Raw genomic sequence first — 16,656 nt, 5'->3', positions numbered from 1 at the left:
TTGCGCGTCTTTTTCTTCTTCGACGCAAAGCTCAGCGAGGCAAAACTTGTCTGTTTCATCGATCCGGCACCTAACACGATGGTTTCACGCTAGTTTATCTGATTTGGGGGATTCAATCAGAGGTTCCTTAGGGAGCCTCTGCACTAATGCAGACCGTCAGATCCCGCAGGTCATGTGACCCGGTATGGTTATGACAGGGGTTATTTGAGCGCGCTGCTTGCTGGCGATCTGTTGGTATCCTGTGATGGCCTGTCTACCGGTACAGTTTGTTTGATCCCTTATTGTACCGGTTCAACTGATTTTTTCTGTATCTGTATTGTTTGCACGCCCGGCGTTAGTCTGATCCTCCCGTACAATTTTAGGAGGATGGACTCGATGAAATGGCTTTACATCAGCATTGTATGGTTACTGATTCTCATGGTGTTGACGGTGGCGGCCGGAAACTATCCGCCTTTGGCTCAGTGGCTTAAATCGGAACTGTTTTATTTCCGGGGTGTTCATCCATGAATATGTTGGACTAAAGTGGGCGGCCAAGGTGCTTAAAAACCAAATTAAATCAATGTCTTAATTAATGTTGATGGCGGAAGATAAGTTCGCCTAACCATGGTTTTACACCGTACGTGCTGATTTTTATTTGTTTATTATCAATGTCTTATTAAGTTTTCCGTCTTACGGTGTTTGTCGACAAAGATGACCGCTGATGTCATGCAGCTAAGTCTTGGTTCTGGCTACACTCCCGGATTCCCCGAGGTGGATTCCCTGTTCACTATGTAGGGACTGCGTTCATGACAATCATCCGAAAGATCGAGCATCGGTCTGGATATTCAGAATTTTTTTCCGACGAAATACATGTCAGCCCACCAGAGGGATGATTTTGATCTGGGATGTTTTGTCGTCTAAGAAAATCAGAAGAATGCAGGCGGTCATGTCACCGCACTTTCCTACCAAACATCAAAGTGTGGGCATATGTGTGGTCGCAATCATCTGGTTTGTTTGCAATTCGCTTTAGAATCAAGCGCATGTCACTGAATAGTGGCGGAGGATCAGTCTTTCTAATACATATCCAGCATTGGCCTAAAATATCCACATAATTCGTTAAATATCAGCACATTGTTAAATCGCTTGTTTAATAGTGTCTTGCACTATTCCACTAAATCCGGTACAAAAAAGGGGGCTGAAAAGGGGACGGGTTTGGGGAACGATGCGAGGTGATCTATGGCGGCGATTAATAAGCTAACGGCGTTACGTGTACAGCGAGAGAAGTCGGCGAGTACGCTGATTGATGGCGGTGGTCTGCGGTTGGTGGTGCGTGATACCGGCAGCAAGGCGTGGGTGTTTCGTTACACCATTGCCGGTAAAACCCGCGAAATGGGTTTAGGGAGTTATCCCTCAGTGTCATTGGAGGAAGCCCGCACCCTGGCGACTGAACAGCGTGCACTGGTTAAACAGAAAAAAGACCCATTGATCGAGCGGGAACTGAGAGAAAAACAGCAACTCGCCGATCAAGCCCGGCAACAGGTCAGCTTAACGAGCTTTGCTGAATGCGCTGAGCGCTGCATGGAAGCCAAACGCGCTGGCTGGAAAAACCCCAAACATGCGGCGCAATGGGCCAGCACCTTAAAGACCTATGTGTACCCCGTATTTGGTGCTGTGCCGGTAGCAGAAATCACGACCGATTTAGTCTTGGCTGCCCTAATACCCATCTGGCAAACCAAGAACGAAACCGCCAGTCGGGTACGGCAACGCATTGAAACCGTACTGGCTTGGGCCAGTGCCATGCGTCTGCGTAATCCCAATGAAATCAACCCCGCGCAATGGCGCGGGCATCTGGATGCGCTCTTGGCCAAACCCTCTGATGTGCAACCGGTCGATAGTCATCATGCCGCGCTGTCGTATACGCTGGTGCCCAGTGTCATCGAAGCCCTGCAAACCCATCACGGTCAAGCCGCCCGCGCGTTGGAGTTTCTTATCCTCACCGCCGCCCGCACGGGTGAAGTGATTGGAGCCACTTGGGATGAAATCGATTGGGAACGGCGACTGTGGATTATTCCGGCGCAGCGGATGAAAGCCAAAAAGGAACACCGCATTCCCTTGATTGATGCTGCCATCGACATCCTCAAAGCCCAACCCCGTATTGTTGGTAACGATCATTTGTTCTTTGGCCAAAGCAAACAGCGAAATGGGTTATCCAACATGGCCATGCTCATGCTGCTCAAAGGCGAAAAAGCATCCGGTGGCCTGGGTTATCCCGATGCCACCGTACATGGCTTTCGTTCTGCATTCCGTGATTGGGCGGGGGAAACTACCCAGCACAGCCGCGAAGTGATCGAGCAAGCCTTGGCGCATCAACTCAAGGACAAAGCCGAAGCGGCTTACCGACGCGGAGATTTGCTGGCCAAACGGCAAGCCCTGATGGCTGATTGGGGTGAATTTGTGATGAGCAAAACACAGAAGGTCATTCCCTTTCATCAAACGGCAAAGCGTGCTTGATGTCGAGTGCCGGGAAAAATCTCGGCGTGTCGATAGCTTGTTTATCTATCACAGTGCTGGCAATTATTCCGCGATTTCAAAAACAGGACGGAAGAGGAATTGTCCGGCTAAATCACCTCCTCACCAGCATCAAATTTGTATAGAAAATATATTTTTTTGTACATGCTGATTGAAACATGTATAGATTAGGATGTATTTCCTTACCTATTTCACTCTTTGATTTTTTCGGTGCAACCCTATTACTTCAAAATAATTGCGCCACATGGAAATCAATAGTTTAAGCGCATGAATACTAAGAATAAAATATCAACCAAGCTGTGGCGGTTTATGTAGAGCCTTACTCAGTATGGCGATAACTTCTTGGTCTTCTCTCTTCTCTGCGATGTCCAGTGCCGTGTTACCCCAGTAATTCTTTGGGTTCGGGTTCGCACCGATATCCAATAACCATCTTAATATTTCTGGCCGACTTGTCCTTGCAGCTATATGAACAGGATAATTACCAGAAGAGTCAGGTTGATTAATGAAATCCATTTTTTCTCGAGCACTCAATCCAGATAAATATTCTTTAATTTTTTCAATTTGATATCCGTCTTTTCCAAAAAACGAAATGAATTCATCAAGATCAACTTTACGCGAAATTTGATTTGCTGATCCAGATAACTCTGAATATAGATCTAAATCATCTTTTAATGACTGTACTCTAAGTTTTATGTACTCGGCAACTTGCTTTTCTTTTACTCCACCGGCCTTCTCTAGAGCTTTTAGCCATAGCCCATTGTTTTTTACCCCACTTTCCATCTCTTGAGCGACTATAGAATACAAAGCCTCATCATTTTTGCGCTGAGCAATATTCATTTTCTTAAATTTGTTGAACATAGTTTTATATTCCGTGTAAAAACAATTCCGATTAAATAGTATGTCTTGTTGCCACATTTTGTCTGGCTTTTTATGACATAGTTATGCTAAGCGTGTTGGCGCTTAGAAGTATACAGTTCTTGGTACGCACTGGGGAGCTTCTACCCGAAAGCACTGGGAGTTTCGGGTAGCTAATAAATACTGGCGCACCATACAGAAGCGTAACCGTGAACATAGGGCCGCTGAGCCGATGCTTTATTGTGAAATTCTGCACGAGACATCAAACGGCAAAGAGCTCTTGATGACACGAGCTCGAGAATGAGCATCCATGTTGCGCGTTGCGCAACGCAGTGACATACTCGCCTCATGATTCGCTCCATCTGACACAAAGGGCTGAAAAAGTTCTACGACAACGGCACAACGGCCGGCATTCAAGCCAGTCACAGCGAACGATTACGGTTGCAACTGGCCGCTTTGGATACCGCCTACACCATTGAGGATATGGACATCCCGGGCTTCCAACTCCACCCGCTCAAGGGAACATTAAAGGGGCGCTGGGCAATCGCGGTTAATGGCAACTGGCGATTAACCTTCGAATTCAAAGCGGGCGATGTTTACTTACTTGATTACGAGGATTATCACTGATGACCATGCACAACCCGCCGCATCCCGGAGCGTTTATCCGGCAGATTTATCTTGAACCCCACCAGCTGAGCGTTCGCGCGCTGGCAGACAGCTTGGGCGTTGCACCCTCAACCGTCACCCGGATCATCAACGGTCACAGCGCCATCAGCCCGGAAATGGCACTTCGCCTTGCCAAAGCATTGGGGCGATCCGCCGAAAGCTGGTTGGCCATGCAGCATAACTATGATTTGTGGCAGGCCAAGCAAACCACAGATTTGACACGGGTTAAAGCTATTGAGTTTGCGGCGTGAAATGGGGGTCAAAACTTGATCGTCCCACCAAAACAGTGAAAAGCGCACAAGACCATCACAGACTTGGCGAGACCACCAAAATCGTTAATACCCTAATTGAGTTTTCAAGAAAATTTCTTCGATTCTTAATCGTGCAACAAACTACAGGGTACCTCGAAAAACCCCATCCTTGGGATTTTTCGAGGACGTTCGTCGCGGGAAACCCGCGACAAACTCACGCTATTTCAATCGCTTATGCGATTGCGCGGCACCACGTCCATGTGGTGCATGGGCACCTCGAAAGGTTTTTCGAGGTGCCCTACACTGCAAACTGAGTGAATTCGGTCATAAATGGTTAAAATTCAGTATATTGCACATGTCAAGCAAAGCTCTAATGGGGGCTGGCTCACTCCACATGATCTTGTCGATCACCTAAATTGTGTGGCTATACGAGCGGCTGACCATGCGCGGCCTTTCGGCGGGCAGGAATGGGCTCATCTGGCGGGTTTATGGCACGATCTGGGCAAGTTTCGACCAAGGTTCCAACAGTACATCCGCAAAGCAAGCGGCTTTGATTTCAATGCCGATGCCTCTATCAAGGGCGAGGCTGGTAAAGCCCCTCACTCAACTGCGGGCGCACTGCTGGCCTGTGATCGTTTCAAGGAATCGGGACGAGTGCTGGCCTACCTCATCGCGGGACATCACGCCGGTCTTTACGACTGGCATTCTGAGTCTTCCAGCCTCGAATACCGCTTACAGCAAGTGGACTCCCGCGAAGAGCTTGATCAGGCTTTAGCTGAGAACCCACCCGCCGAGATTATCAAACATGGATCGTTCACCCCCGATATGCGCACCATTCCCGGCGGCAAGGACGGCTTTGCCTTATGGGTGAGAATGTTATTCTCATGTCTGGTGGATGCTGACTTTCTCGACACCGAGTCTTACATGGACATGGACAAATCCGCACAGCGGGGTGATTGGCAGGGCATGCAAAAACTGCTCGAACAGTTCGATAAGTTCATGGCTCGCAAAACATTCGCGGCGGAGCCAACGCCAGTCAACCAGCTACGCACCGACATCTTGCGGCAGTGTCGTGAGAAGTCACACGAACCCCCTGGCCTGTTCTCACTTACTGTGCCGACCGGCGGCGGCAAAACGCTTTCCAGCATGGCTTTTGCACTGGAACATGCAAAGCGGCACAACAAGCGCCGCATCATTTACGTCATCCCGTACACCAGTATCATCGAGCAAACTGCCGACATTTTTCGGGACATATTTGGCGAGGCTGTGATTGAACATCACAGCAATGCTGAAGTCGATGCCAATAAAGAAAATAGCAAGAGTCGTCTCGCTTGCGAAAACTGGGACGCGCCGATAGTCGTCACCACCAACGTACAATTTTTCGAGTCGTTGTTTGCTGCAAAGACATCGCGTTGCCGCAAGCTGCACAACATCGTCGATAGCGTCGTGGTGCTGGACGAAGCACAACTCCTGCCGCCGGAGTTTTTGCAACCTATCCTCGACATGCTGAACCTGTTGACGCGGCACTACGGTGTCACCGTCGTGCTCTCCACCGGTACCCAACCAGCTTTGGCTACGCGTGAATATTTCGATGCCAAAAACAACATGCGCGGCCTGGAGAATGTTCGTGAAATCATGGACGACCCGGATGCGCTGTACGCCCAACTGGAACGGGTCAAAGTGCGCTTACCCGCCGACTGGAACACGCCGACAAGCTGGGACACGCTGGCCAACGAGATCAAACAGCACGACTCAATACTCACCATCGTCAACCGCCGCAACGATGCGCGTGAACTGTGGGGTTTAATGCCTGAAGGCACGCTGCATCTTTCCGCGCTGATGTGCGGCGAACACCGCTCACAGATTATCAAGCAAATCAGGGCGCGGCTTAAAGAGCGTGTTCCCACGCGCGTTATCAGCACGCAACTGGTCGAAGCCGGTGTCGATGTGGATTTTCCGGTGGTTTATCGCGCATTGGCCGGGTTGGACTCCATAGCCCAGGCAGCCGGGCGTTGCAACCGGGAAGGTAAGCTGGGAAAGGGCGAAGTTATCGTATTCGTGCCACCCAAACCCGCGCCACCCGGTCTGTTACGCAAAGGTGAGGATGCTTGTCGTAGCGTGCTTTATGACCACATCGGCGAGCCGCTCGAACGCGGTTTGTTTGCCAGATATTTTGAGAAGTTGTATCACGCCTGCGATCTGGATGCGCAAAACATCACGAAATTGCTCAAGGTCGATGGACAAACGCTGGCCGTCAATTTCCGCAGTGCCGCCGACAAGTTCAAACTCATCCAGGATGAAGACAGCGCACCTGTCATCGTTCGTTATCGTGGCATGGATGGCAACGATGACAAGGTGGACGAACTGCTGAATACCTTGAGAAAGCATGGCCCCGAACGCTGGCTCATGCGCAAATTCCAACGTTACACGGTGACGATCCATCGCCGTGAAATCATTAAACTGTTGTCACAAGGCGATGTTGAGGAAATTCTACCCGGTCTGTACATTCAGATCAGTGATTGGCTCTATCATCCAATCCTCGGGCTCAACCCGGAAGGCGTGCCCGCGAAGCCAACCAACTTCATCGTATAAAGGAAAACATGAAAACCTATTGCCTTGAACTCACCGGCGACTTCGCCTGTTTCACCCGCCCGGAGATGAAAGTCGAACGCGTGAGCTACGATGTGATGACACCTTCCGCCGCACGCGCCTGCTTCGAGGCCATTCTCTGGAAACCAGCCATCCACTGGCATATCCGCAAGATTGAAGTCTTGAAGCCGATCCGCTGGATTAACCTGCGGCGCAACGAAGTCGCCAGCGTAGTGTCCACCCGCAACGTGGAAACCGCGATGAAAAACGGCACGGGAACACTCGGCCTCAACATCGAAAACGACCGCCAGCAGCGCGCCGGGCTGTTTCTGCGCGATGTGGCGTATCGTGTCCATGCCGATCTGGAATTTATCCCCGAGCGCGATTCTGGCGCACTTGCAAATAAGTATTACGAAATGTTCGAGCGCCGCGCTAACCGCGGGCAATGTATCAACCAGCCCTATCTCGGCTGTCGTGAATTTGCTGCACATTTCCGGCTGGTGACCGACCCCGCCACTGAGCCCGCCCCGATTGATGAAACCCGTGAACTGGGTTTCATGCTGTACGATCTGGATTTCACCCAACCCGCCGACCCCGCGCCACGTTTCTTTCGCGCCCGACTGGAAAACGGTGTGGTGAATGTGCCTGCGCGGGATAGCGAGGAGATACGGGGATGATTCTGCAAGCGCTCAAGGATTATTACGACCGTCGTCAGCGCGCTTCAAGTCCACAAGACCGGCTGCCTGCTTTCGGTCTGGAAGAAAAGGAAATTCCATTCGTCATCGAGATTGACGCGGAAGGGCGGTTGGTCAATCTGGCAGATACCCGAACGGTTGAAGGCAAGAAAAAAATCGGCCAACGCTTTCTCGTTCCGCAGGGCATCAAGAAAACCTCGGGCGTGGCGGCCAACCTGCTGTGGGATACCGCCGAATATGTGCTCGGTGTGCCCGATGAAAAAAAGCTTGATGAAAACCGCCGCAAGAACAAGGAGGCCGACTACCACCAGCGCCTAAGCGAGATGCGTGCTGCGTTCCGAGGCAGGATTGCCGATCTGCCTGCCCCGGCACAAGAGGACATAGGCGTGCGTGCGGTGCTGGCTTTTCTCGACAACATGGACATCAAGCAACTCGAAACCTTGCCCGCCTGGCCGGATATTCTGGCCACCAACCCACAGATGACCTTTCGCCTGCATGGCGATATGGAACTGGTTTGCCAACATCCCGCCATTGTTGACGCAACCGCTCAAACTACCGAAGAAATACCTGACGGCATTTGCCTTGTCAGCGGCAACCCAATGGTTATTGAACGGTTGCACCCCGCGATTAAAGGCGTATGGGGCGCACAAACATCCGGCGCCAATATCGTTTCTTTCAATTTGGATGCGTTCAACTCATACGGCAAATCGCGCGGCGCGAATGCCCCCATGGGCAAACCCGCCACCTTCGCCTACACCACCGCGCTCAACCACCTGCTCGCGCGGGACTCGCGCCAGCGCATCCAAGTCGGCGACGCTTCTACCGTATTCTGGGCGGAACAAGCCAACGATCTTGAAACCGCGCTTCCCGATCTGTTTGGTGAACCACCCAAAGACGATCCCAGCCGGGGCACGGACGCATTGAAGGTGCTGTATCGAGCAGTGCAATCTGGCAAATTCACGAATGGCTCAGCCACCGACCGCTTCCATGTTTTAGGGCTGGCACCTAATGCTGCCCGCATTGCCATCCGCTTCTGGGAAACGGCATCGGCGCTGGATTTAGCCAAGCGTATCGCTTGCCATTTCGACGACATTAAAATCGCCCGCGCGCCGCACGATCCAGAGCATTTATCCTTATTCCGATTGCTCACCTCATTGGCGGTGCAAGGCAAGGCCGACAACATTCCGCCCAATTTGGGCGGTGAAGTCATGCGTGCCATTCTCGAAGGGCTAACCTACCCCGCTGTCTTGCTTAATCTGGCCGTACAGCGTAACCGGGCCGAGCAGAAGCCTAATTATGCCCGCGCCGCCATCATTAAGGCATCGCTCAACCGTCTCATTCGACGCACTCACAACGAAAAGGAGTTTATGGTTATGCTCGACCCAACCAACACGCACCCGGCTTATTTGCTGGGGCGGCTATTTGCCACCTTAGAAAAAATCCAAGAAGAGGCCAGTCCCAGTCTGAACGCCACCGTCCGAGACCGTTACTACGGCGCGGCGTCCAGCACACCTGTTGCAGTGTTCACCACGCTGTTGCGCTTGCATAACCACCATCTCGGTAAGTTATCCAAAGGTCGCGCGGTACAAATGGAGCGGCTCGTCGGTGAAATCATGGGCGGGCTGGATGACTTCCCACGCATTCTCGCCCTGCCAGACCAAGGCCGCTTCGCCCTGGGTTACTACCATCAACGCCAAGCCTTCTTCACCAAATCCGACACACCAACCACCAACAACCCGGAGGAATCCAAATGAGCCTGACCAACCGCTATGACTTCGTGCTGCTGTTCGATGTGAAAGATGGCAACCCCAATGGCGACCCGGATGCCGGTAACCTGCCGCGTATGGATGCGGAGACCGGTCATGGGCTAATGACTGATGTGTCCTTGAAGCGCAAAGTGCGGAACTTTGTTGGCATGGCAAAGGGCGAACAGCCTCCCTATGAAATCTATGTGAAGGAAAAGGCCATTCTGAACAACCAAAACAAACGTGCTTATATCGGTATTGGGCGTGAAGACCTACTCGCTGGTGATGACAAAAAACGCAAAGGGGGAGATGCCGTGGACGATGCCCGTCAGTGGATGTGCCGCAACTTTTTCGATGTGCGCACCTTCGGCGCGGTGATGTCAACCGGCATCAACTGCGGTCAAGTGCGTGGCCCGGTGCAACTCACCTTTGCTCGCTCCATTGACCCCATCATCGCGCAAGAGCATTCCATTACGCGTATGGCCGTTGCTACCGAAGCAGAAGCCGAGAAACAGGATGGCGACAACCGCACGATGGGTCGCAAACACACCGTTCCCTATGGTCTTTACATGGCGCACGGTTTTATTTCCAGCTTTCTCGCCAGGCAAACCGGCTTTTCCGAAGACGATCTTGAATTGTTTTGGCAAGCATTGACGCAAATGTTTGAGCACGACCGCTCGGCTGCACGCGGCGAAATGGCGACGCGCGGATTATATGTGTTCAAGCACGATTCAGAACTCGGCAATGCCCATGCCCATGCCCTGTTCGAGCGCATCCAGCCCAAATTGAAATCGGGCATTAGCGTACCTCGTAACTTTGCCGACTATGAAGTGCAGGTGAATGAAGTAGACCTTCCCTCAAGCGTAACCTTGATCAAAAAGTGCTGAACCCATACGGATTGGTCATTTTACGATCATGAGTGAACCGTATCTTGTCCCGCTATCTGCGTTGCAACACTGGGTGTATTGCCCGCGCCAGTGCGGGCTGATTCATCTGGAGCAAGCATTTGAGGACAACATCCACACGGCGCGTGGGCAGGCGGTGCATCACTTGGTCGATACGCCGGGTTATGAAATCAAATCCGGTGTGCGTGTCGAGCGCGCGTTGCCGCTGTGGAGCGACCAGTACAATCTGATCGGTAAAGCCGATCTGGTCGAATTTCACCCCGATGGCAACATCTACCCGGTTGAATTCAAGCATGGTGCCAAGCGGCAAAAATTGCACGACGACATTCAGCTCGCCGCACAGGCGATGTGCCTGGAAGATATGCTGGGCCGCCCGGTGCCCAAAGGCGCGATTTTCCACGCCAGCAGTCATCGGCGGCGGGAGGTGGCAATCACACAAACGCTTCGCGATCTGGTCATTGAAACGGCAGCAGATATTCGCGCCATGCTCGACTCCGGCAAGCTGCCGCCACCAGTGAACGATGCACGTTGCAAGGAATGTTCGCTGCAAGATATTTGCCAGCCTGAGGCACTGGCCGAGCATGCGCGGCTGCGCCGTTTGCGCGAGGAGCTTTTTAATGCGGAGGAATAACCATACCGAACATCGCCATCAGTTGTCTGTCCACGATGTGCATTTCCTCTGCCGACAACTCGGCCAACCGGGTATCCGCGAAGCGACTGCGGTCGATTGCACGCGTTTGTTCCAACGCCACAAAACTGTCTTTCAGCAGACGGCCCCGCGAAGAGACCGCAATGTGCAATGCAGCCATCCCCGGCCAGAATTGTGTGGTCAATGGCGCGACCATAACCACCGGCGAGCCCGCGTCCAGATAACGCTGTGCCAGCAGGATCACCACCGGGCGAACTTTGCCAATTTCAGCGCCGGTATAAGGGTTCAACCGCGCCAGCCAGATGTCACCGCGCCGCATTATTTCCACCACGGCTCTGGCTCGGCGTCACCGGGCTTATGCCCTTCGGCAAGATCGAGCGCTTCGTTATCCAGCGGCAAAAAATCCTCAGCAATCGCGATGCGCTCGGCGCGGGCTTCGGGGCTTGTCGCCAAAACCCGAAAGGCTGTCTCCATCTCGGCCATCAGCCGCTCGCGCTCCTGGTCGCGCAGATATTGCTTCAGCGCGGCGCGTGCCAAATCAGACCGGTTTTGGTGGGTTTGCGCGGCCAAGGCGCTTAATTGCCGATCGAGACTGTCCGGCAGGCGGAGGTTTAAGGTCGCCATGTCATTCTCCTTGAAATGCAAAATGTAACTCAAGGTGTAATACAGATATGCATACAATCCAAAACACACTCTACATTATGACACCCAATGCTTACGCGCATCTGGAAAACGCGACGCTGCGCATCGACGTCGAGCGCGAGAAAAAGCTTCAGGTGCCACTGCATCATCTCAATGGAATCGTATGCTTCGGCAATATCCTGATCTCGCCTGCATTGATGCATCGTCTGGCAGATGATGGTAAATCATTGGTTTTAATGGATAGCTCAGGGCGATTCAAGGCGCGTCTTGAAGGTCCGGTTTCAGGAAATATCCTGCTGCGGCAGGCGCATCACCGCCAAGCATCTGATACTGCCTTTGCTTTGGAAATGGCACGCACCATCGTTTCAGGCAAACTCAAAAACAGCCGCAGCGTCGTGCAACGTGGCGCACGCGAAACCAGTGATACCAGCGAAACAGCCCAACTCACGCGCAGCACCGATAACCTTGCTGCTTCATTGCGTGCAGCTAAAGCCGCCAGCACACTGGACGAACTCCGAGGCATTGAAGGTGAAGCCGCTCGTGGCTACTTCTCCGCTATTAATCTCATCGTCAAGTCAGCCATGCGCGCCGATTTTCAGCTCAATGGTCGCACTCGCCGCCCGCCGCTGGATCGTTTCAACGCCTTGATTTCCTTTCTCTACGCCATGCTCATGAATGATTGCCGTTCCGCAATCGAAGCCACCGGGCTCGATGCCCAGTTAGGTTTTCTGCACGCTGTTCGTCCAGGGCGTGCCGCACTGGCACTCGATCTGATGGAAGAATTTCGCGCTATTGCCGCAGATCGTCTTGCCCTCACGCTTATCAACCGTGGGCAGATCAATGCCAGCGATTTCGACGAACGAGAGGGCGGAGCCGTGATGCTTAATGACAAGGGGCGTCGTGTTGTCGTCACCGCTTGGCAAGAACGCAAGCAAGAAATAGTCACCCACCCGCTCACGGAAACAAAGATTCCCATTGGCCTGCTCCCTTTTATTCAGGCGCGGTTCTTGGCTCGCACCATCCGCGGTGAAATGGATGGCTATCTGCCCTATCAGTCAAAGTAAGATGCCTCATGCTCATCATCGTCGCCTATGATGTCTCCACCGAAACCGCCGCCGGACGGAAACGATTGCGTCGTGTTGCGAAAATTTGTGAGCGCATAGGACAACGCGTTCAAAAATCCCTGTTTGAATGTACCGTCAGTGAAATGCAATATGAGCAACTGGAACGAGACCTGCTTAGTGAAATCGATGAAACTGAAGACAATTTACGCTTCTATCGCATCACCGAACCGGTAGAACTGCGCGTCAAACAATATGGCTGCTTTCGATCAGTGGATTTTGAAGGCCCGCTCATTGTTTAAGCGCGAACCTCCATCAGTGACGCAAACCCGGCACTTTCGCGAAACAATCAACATAATGATTCATATATCAAATTTTCGAAGTAAAAAACAAAAACGCCGAATAACTGGCTTCCCGAGAGCCTTTCGCGGGATAATCCAGAAATCCGCTTATGTAACATCTCGTTATAGGAGTGGAGTATCGCCCGGCCTAACCGCCGGGCGCGGATTGAAACATAGGCTTGTCATCTTCTTTACTAGCTCAGCTTGGTATCGCCCGGCCTAACCGCCGGGCGCGGATTGAAACATGAGATGCCAATGGCAAAAGGAAAGCGCATTGGTATCGCCCGGCCTAACCGCCGGGCGCGGATTGAAACTCACACACAGCGGCATCTACTTCGACCCGATCAAGTATCGCCCGGCCTAACCGCCGGGCGCGGATTGAAACTTTGAAGCCTACGCAAAAATATTCGGTGAATACGGTATCGCCCGGCCTAACCGCCGGGCGCGGATTGAAACGTGCAGGGAATACGCTCTCAGATGAAGCCTCGTGACGTATCGCCCGGCCTAACCGCCGGGCGCGGATTGAAACCCGTGTCGTGTCGTACCCTTTGGCGAAAAGGCCAATGTATCGCCCGGCCTAACCGCCGGGCGCGGATTGAAACATGGGCGAGCGTTACATTGCGCATCCAAAGTCACGCGTATCGCCCGGCCTAACCGCCGGGCGCGGATTGAAACAATGATCTGGCGGTAATCGCGCACAAGGAATCGGTATCGCCCGGCCTAACCGCCGGGCGCGGATTGAAACATTGAACTCAATGATTGGCAAAAAGGTAATCGTGGTATCGCCCGGCCTAACCGCCGGGCGCGGATTGAAACATTCAAGCCGACGCCTACGGCGCGGCTTAACTCAGGTGTATCGCCCGGCCTAACCGCCGGGCGCGGATTGAAACAATCCCGCCTGGCGTCCATCGAGGCCGCCGAAGCGGTATCGCCCGGCCTAACCGCCGGGCGCGGATTGAAACTTATCAGTGTTACCCTATAGACTCTGACACCTCAAGTATCGCCCGGCCTAACCGCCGGGCGCGGATTGAAACCTCGCGGGCCTTGCCTGCCTCTTGGCGTGCTTGGGTATCGCCCGGCCTAACCGCCGGGCGCGGATTGAAACCGGATCAGGCTCCGGTGATTCCGGATCAGGCTCGTATCGCCCGGCCTAACCGCCGGGCGCGGATTGAAACTGTTATGGCAAAAGGTTATCGCCAAACGTTGCGGGGGTATCGCCCGGCCTAACCGCCGGGCGCGGATTGAAACTCGATGAACCGTTCCCAGTACACCCCGGCATCCAGTATCGCCCGGCCTAACCGCCGGGCGCGGATTGAAACACCATCTAACGCAAAGACGTACTGACCATGATACGGTATCGCCCGGCCTAACCGCCGGGCGCGGATTGAAACATACATATCCCTAGATTCCCGTGATTCTTCCGATGGTATCGCCCGGCCTAACCGCCGGGCGCGGATTGAAACGAGCTCAAGGCCGCGCACAAACGCCGCCAAGCAAGTATCGCCCGGCCTAACCGCCGGGCGCGGATTGAAACATGAGGTCATCCGTTCGGCACTTCTGCGCATGTGCTCGTATCGCCCGGCCTAACCGCCGGGCGCGGATTGAAACATTTTCGGGAACAGATTGCCCGCCACATTATCTGGTATCGCCCGGCCTAACCGCCGGGCGCGGATTGAAACTTGCGGGCGTGCCGTTAATCACCGGCGCGTCATTGGTATCGCCCGGCCTAACCGCCGGGCGCGGATTGAAACCTCAGTAACGAGAAACAGCCCGTAGTCATAGAACGTATCGCCCGGCCTAACCGCCGGGCGCGGATTGAAACAAAAAAATAAAGGGGAGTGAAGAATGGAAAAGCTCAGTATCGCCCGGCCTAACCGCCGGGCGCGGATTGAAACTCTTTGATGATTTTGCTGCTGAATTGGTGTAGCGCATGTATCGCCCGGCCTAACCGCCGGGCGCGGATTGAAACCGGCAAGCGCATTGCTTACACGGGCTGAATCTGCGTATCGCCCGACCTAACCGCCGGGCGCGGATTGAAACATCCAGCATCTGATTTTGTGATTGGGCTTTCTCTTGGTATCGCCCGGCCTAACCGCCGGGCGCGGATTGAAACATCCCGGCGAAAGTGGACGTATCCGGGGCCAGGCTGTATCGCCCGGCCTAACCGCCGGGCGCGGATTGAAACAAAGAAATCTTGACGAAGTGCTTCGGGATCAATGCGTATCGCCCGGCCTAACCGCCGGGCGCGGATTGAAACAACCCGCCAACCAAGCGCGCGCGCGTCGTCATTCCATCGTATCGCCCGGCCTAACCGCCGGGCGCGGATTGAAACATTCTTGCCTCCTTAATCCTTACTGCTTCTGCCTGTATCGCCCGGCCTAACCGCCGGGCGCGGATTGAAACATGGAAGCACCGATGCGGATGCGGCAATCGTTTAGCGTATCGCCCGGCCTAACCGCCGGGCGCGGATTGAAACATGCGCCAAGGCATGATGGTAGACGGCAAGCCAGGTATCGCCCGGCCTAACCGCCGGGCGCGGATTGGAACTATGCACTAAAAATTGAGGGGATCATCCCTGGCCGATATCGATCTAGATTTATAATTGACTACAAACCAGACGAAGGCGTTATCACCGATGGTTTTTGCGCTTCACCTGAAGCGCAAGCCTATTTTGATCAAAATCTTAAGGGTGAGCCGCCACTCAATAATAACGACGATTAAGAAGTAAAAAATGCTGACCATTGATGCCACCGACCGCATGGTGCTCGATGCCCTGCACGGTAGTCTGTGCATCAAAGGGATAGGGCGAGGTGGGAATCAAGCGGGCTTGATTGAGGGTTAGCGAACAATGCCGCGCCAAAAATACCAAACCAAATAGCCCACGCTCAAAACGAGAACCCCAACCGGCAACCCAATTAAAAAAATCAGCATGAGCCGTTTTGGGTCGGCGAGCAAAAACAAGAGCAAGGGCAGCATCAGTAAAAACGCAATTTGGCTTTGTAGGGTTTTGTCCGTGGATTTGTATGATTTCATTGGGGCGCCTCGTGTCCGGTCAAACTCGTGCGTTAGCACTGAAGTTCAAAATAGCCCAAAGTTGAGTGGAAGGTGTTTATTCGTTTACATTTGAACCGCAAATAAACTGAGCATCATGTGCGATTTACCTCCTTTTGCAGGTGGTTTTTCGATCACAGAGAAGCGCACTCAAATCACCAAAATGGTTAAAAAACCGCATGTCTCTTGTTGTTTTGTAGAACGAAAATCGCCTGCGGCGCGCAAGCTATGCCACCGAGCGATCATCCAGTTCCGGAGCTAAGACAGATAAAGCGGTAAAGTTTTCAGAGTCAGCACTGTCAAACAGTAATACGCACAGACCGCAAAGACAGAGGAACCCGCGCCGAGTAACCTCGACACAGATCAAAATGATTGGCACAGAGTTTCCGAGATGGAGGAATCCCAGTACGCCAAATACGCTCAATCCATCAATTGGGAAGCCGGACATCAGATTGGAAGTTCAGTGTGCATCGCCCTTTCTGCGCACATGTACAAAAAGGGGGCTAAAATGGGGACGGCTAAGGCGCTCAAAACAAAAAAGCCCATGAAATCATGGGCTTAATTAGTATTGGTGGCGGAGGATCAGGGATTCGAACCCTGGAAGGGGATAAACCCTTGCCGGTTTTCAAGACCGGTGCATTCAACCGCTCTGCCAACCCTCCGCGAAGGGTGCGAATTTTGTATAAATGTCGACTGGA

At 53.0% G+C, this 16,656-nt stretch carries 13 protein-coding genes, 1 tRNA gene and 1 CRISPR repeat array; of the genes, 10 read left to right on the top strand and 4 right to left on the bottom strand.

Annotation, left to right across the window (positions count from 1 at the left end):
* The first annotated feature begins 1,215 nt into the window (after positions 1 to 1,215).
* On the top strand, positions 1,216 to 2,490 hold the full coding sequence (locus PHD44_RS10390) for a site-specific integrase (RefSeq protein ID WP_300191296.1): 1,275 nt from the start codon (positions 1,216 to 1,218) through the stop codon (positions 2,488 to 2,490).
* A 306-nt stretch (positions 2,491 to 2,796) separates the two neighbouring features.
* Here the strand turns inward: PHD44_RS10390 and PHD44_RS10385 are convergent, their stop codons facing one another.
* Positions 2,797 to 3,366 (bottom strand): ankyrin repeat domain-containing protein, encoded by a 570-nt coding sequence (locus PHD44_RS10385; protein WP_300191293.1) that lies wholly within the window; start codon positions 3,364 to 3,366, stop codon positions 2,797 to 2,799.
* A gap of 372 nt (positions 3,367 to 3,738) precedes the next feature.
* Between PHD44_RS10385 and PHD44_RS10380 the strand changes: the two genes are divergently transcribed.
* The 7 genes from PHD44_RS10380 to cas4 all read left to right on the top strand — a co-directional run bounded on the left by PHD44_RS10380 (position 3,739) and on the right by cas4 (position 10,845).
* Entirely contained in the window at positions 3,739 to 3,990 is a 252-nt protein-coding gene (locus PHD44_RS10380) for a type II toxin-antitoxin system RelE/ParE family toxin (protein ID WP_300191298.1), read from the top strand.
* Positions 3,990 to 4,280: a HigA family addiction module antitoxin gene (locus PHD44_RS10375; protein ID WP_300191292.1), complete on the top strand. Its 291-nt coding sequence runs from the start codon at positions 3,990 to 3,992 to the stop codon at positions 4,278 to 4,280. Before PHD44_RS10380 ends, PHD44_RS10375 begins: the two co-directional genes overlap by 1 nt.
* A 330-nt stretch (positions 4,281 to 4,610) precedes the next feature.
* Complete coding sequence (gene cas3 / locus PHD44_RS10370) at positions 4,611 to 6,872, top strand: CRISPR-associated helicase Cas3' (protein WP_300191290.1); 2,262 nt, start codon at positions 4,611 to 4,613, stop codon at positions 6,870 to 6,872.
* An 8-nt stretch (positions 6,873 to 6,880) separates the two neighbouring features.
* The gene (gene cas5c, locus PHD44_RS10365) at positions 6,881 to 7,546 is read left to right on the top strand and encodes a type I-C CRISPR-associated protein Cas5c (protein WP_300191287.1); all 666 of its coding nucleotides are present in this window, start codon (positions 6,881 to 6,883) and stop codon (positions 7,544 to 7,546) included.
* Positions 7,543 to 9,318, top strand: coding sequence for a type I-C CRISPR-associated protein Cas8c/Csd1 (cas8c, locus tag PHD44_RS10360; protein WP_300191284.1), 1,776 nt, complete (start codon positions 7,543 to 7,545; stop codon positions 9,316 to 9,318). Before cas5c ends, cas8c begins: the two co-directional genes overlap by 4 nt.
* A complete protein-coding gene (cas7c, locus tag PHD44_RS10355; RefSeq protein ID WP_300191282.1) occupies positions 9,315 to 10,196 on the top strand; it encodes a type I-C CRISPR-associated protein Cas7/Csd2 in 882 nt (293 codons plus the stop codon). Before cas8c ends, cas7c begins: the two co-directional genes overlap by 4 nt.
* Positions 10,197 to 10,224: 28 nt before the next feature.
* The gene (cas4, locus tag PHD44_RS10350) at positions 10,225 to 10,845 is read left to right on the top strand and encodes a CRISPR-associated protein Cas4 (RefSeq protein ID WP_300191279.1); all 621 of its coding nucleotides are present in this window, start codon (positions 10,225 to 10,227) and stop codon (positions 10,843 to 10,845) included.
* Here cas4 and PHD44_RS10345 read toward each other — a convergent pair.
* Both PHD44_RS10345 and PHD44_RS10340 read right to left on the bottom strand, forming a co-directional pair.
* The gene (locus PHD44_RS10345; RefSeq protein ID WP_300191276.1) at positions 10,829 to 11,182 is read right to left on the bottom strand and encodes a type II toxin-antitoxin system PemK/MazF family toxin; all 354 of its coding nucleotides are present in this window, start codon (positions 11,180 to 11,182) and stop codon (positions 10,829 to 10,831) included. The genes cas4 and PHD44_RS10345 overlap by 17 nt on opposite strands.
* Positions 11,182 to 11,487: a ribbon-helix-helix protein, CopG family gene (locus tag PHD44_RS10340; protein WP_300191273.1), complete on the bottom strand. Its 306-nt coding sequence runs from the start codon at positions 11,485 to 11,487 to the stop codon at positions 11,182 to 11,184. The genes PHD44_RS10345 and PHD44_RS10340 overlap by 1 nt, the downstream gene beginning before the upstream one ends.
* 47 nt (positions 11,488 to 11,534) lie before the next feature.
* Here PHD44_RS10340 and cas1c point away from each other — a divergent pair, with 47 nt between their 5' ends.
* Both cas1c and cas2 read left to right on the top strand, forming a co-directional pair.
* Entirely contained in the window at positions 11,535 to 12,569 is a 1,035-nt protein-coding gene (gene cas1c / locus PHD44_RS10335; RefSeq protein ID WP_300191270.1) for a type I-C CRISPR-associated endonuclease Cas1c, read from the top strand.
* Between the two features lie 8 nt (positions 12,570 to 12,577).
* On the top strand, positions 12,578 to 12,868 hold the full coding sequence (gene cas2, locus PHD44_RS10330) for a CRISPR-associated endonuclease Cas2 (protein ID WP_300191267.1): 291 nt from the start codon (positions 12,578 to 12,580) through the stop codon (positions 12,866 to 12,868).
* Positions 12,869 to 13,043: 175 nt separating this feature from the next.
* A CRISPR array of direct repeats spans positions 13,044 to 15,454; the repeat unit is 37 nt; unit sequence GTATCGCCCGGCCTAACCGCCGGGCGCGGATTGAAAC.
* A gap of 1,076 nt (positions 15,455 to 16,530) precedes the next feature.
* Here the strand turns inward: cas2 and PHD44_RS10325 are convergent.
* A tRNA-Ser gene (locus PHD44_RS10325) sits at positions 16,531 to 16,620 on the bottom strand.
* Positions 16,621 to 16,656: the final 36 nt, after the last annotated feature.

This window comes from Halothiobacillus sp. (assembly GCF_028710545.1).
GTDB lineage: Bacteria > Pseudomonadota > Gammaproteobacteria > Halothiobacillales > Halothiobacillaceae > Halothiobacillus.
The sequence above is the reverse complement of the archived record's forward strand: the minus strand, read 5'-3'. Positions and strand labels throughout refer to the sequence as shown.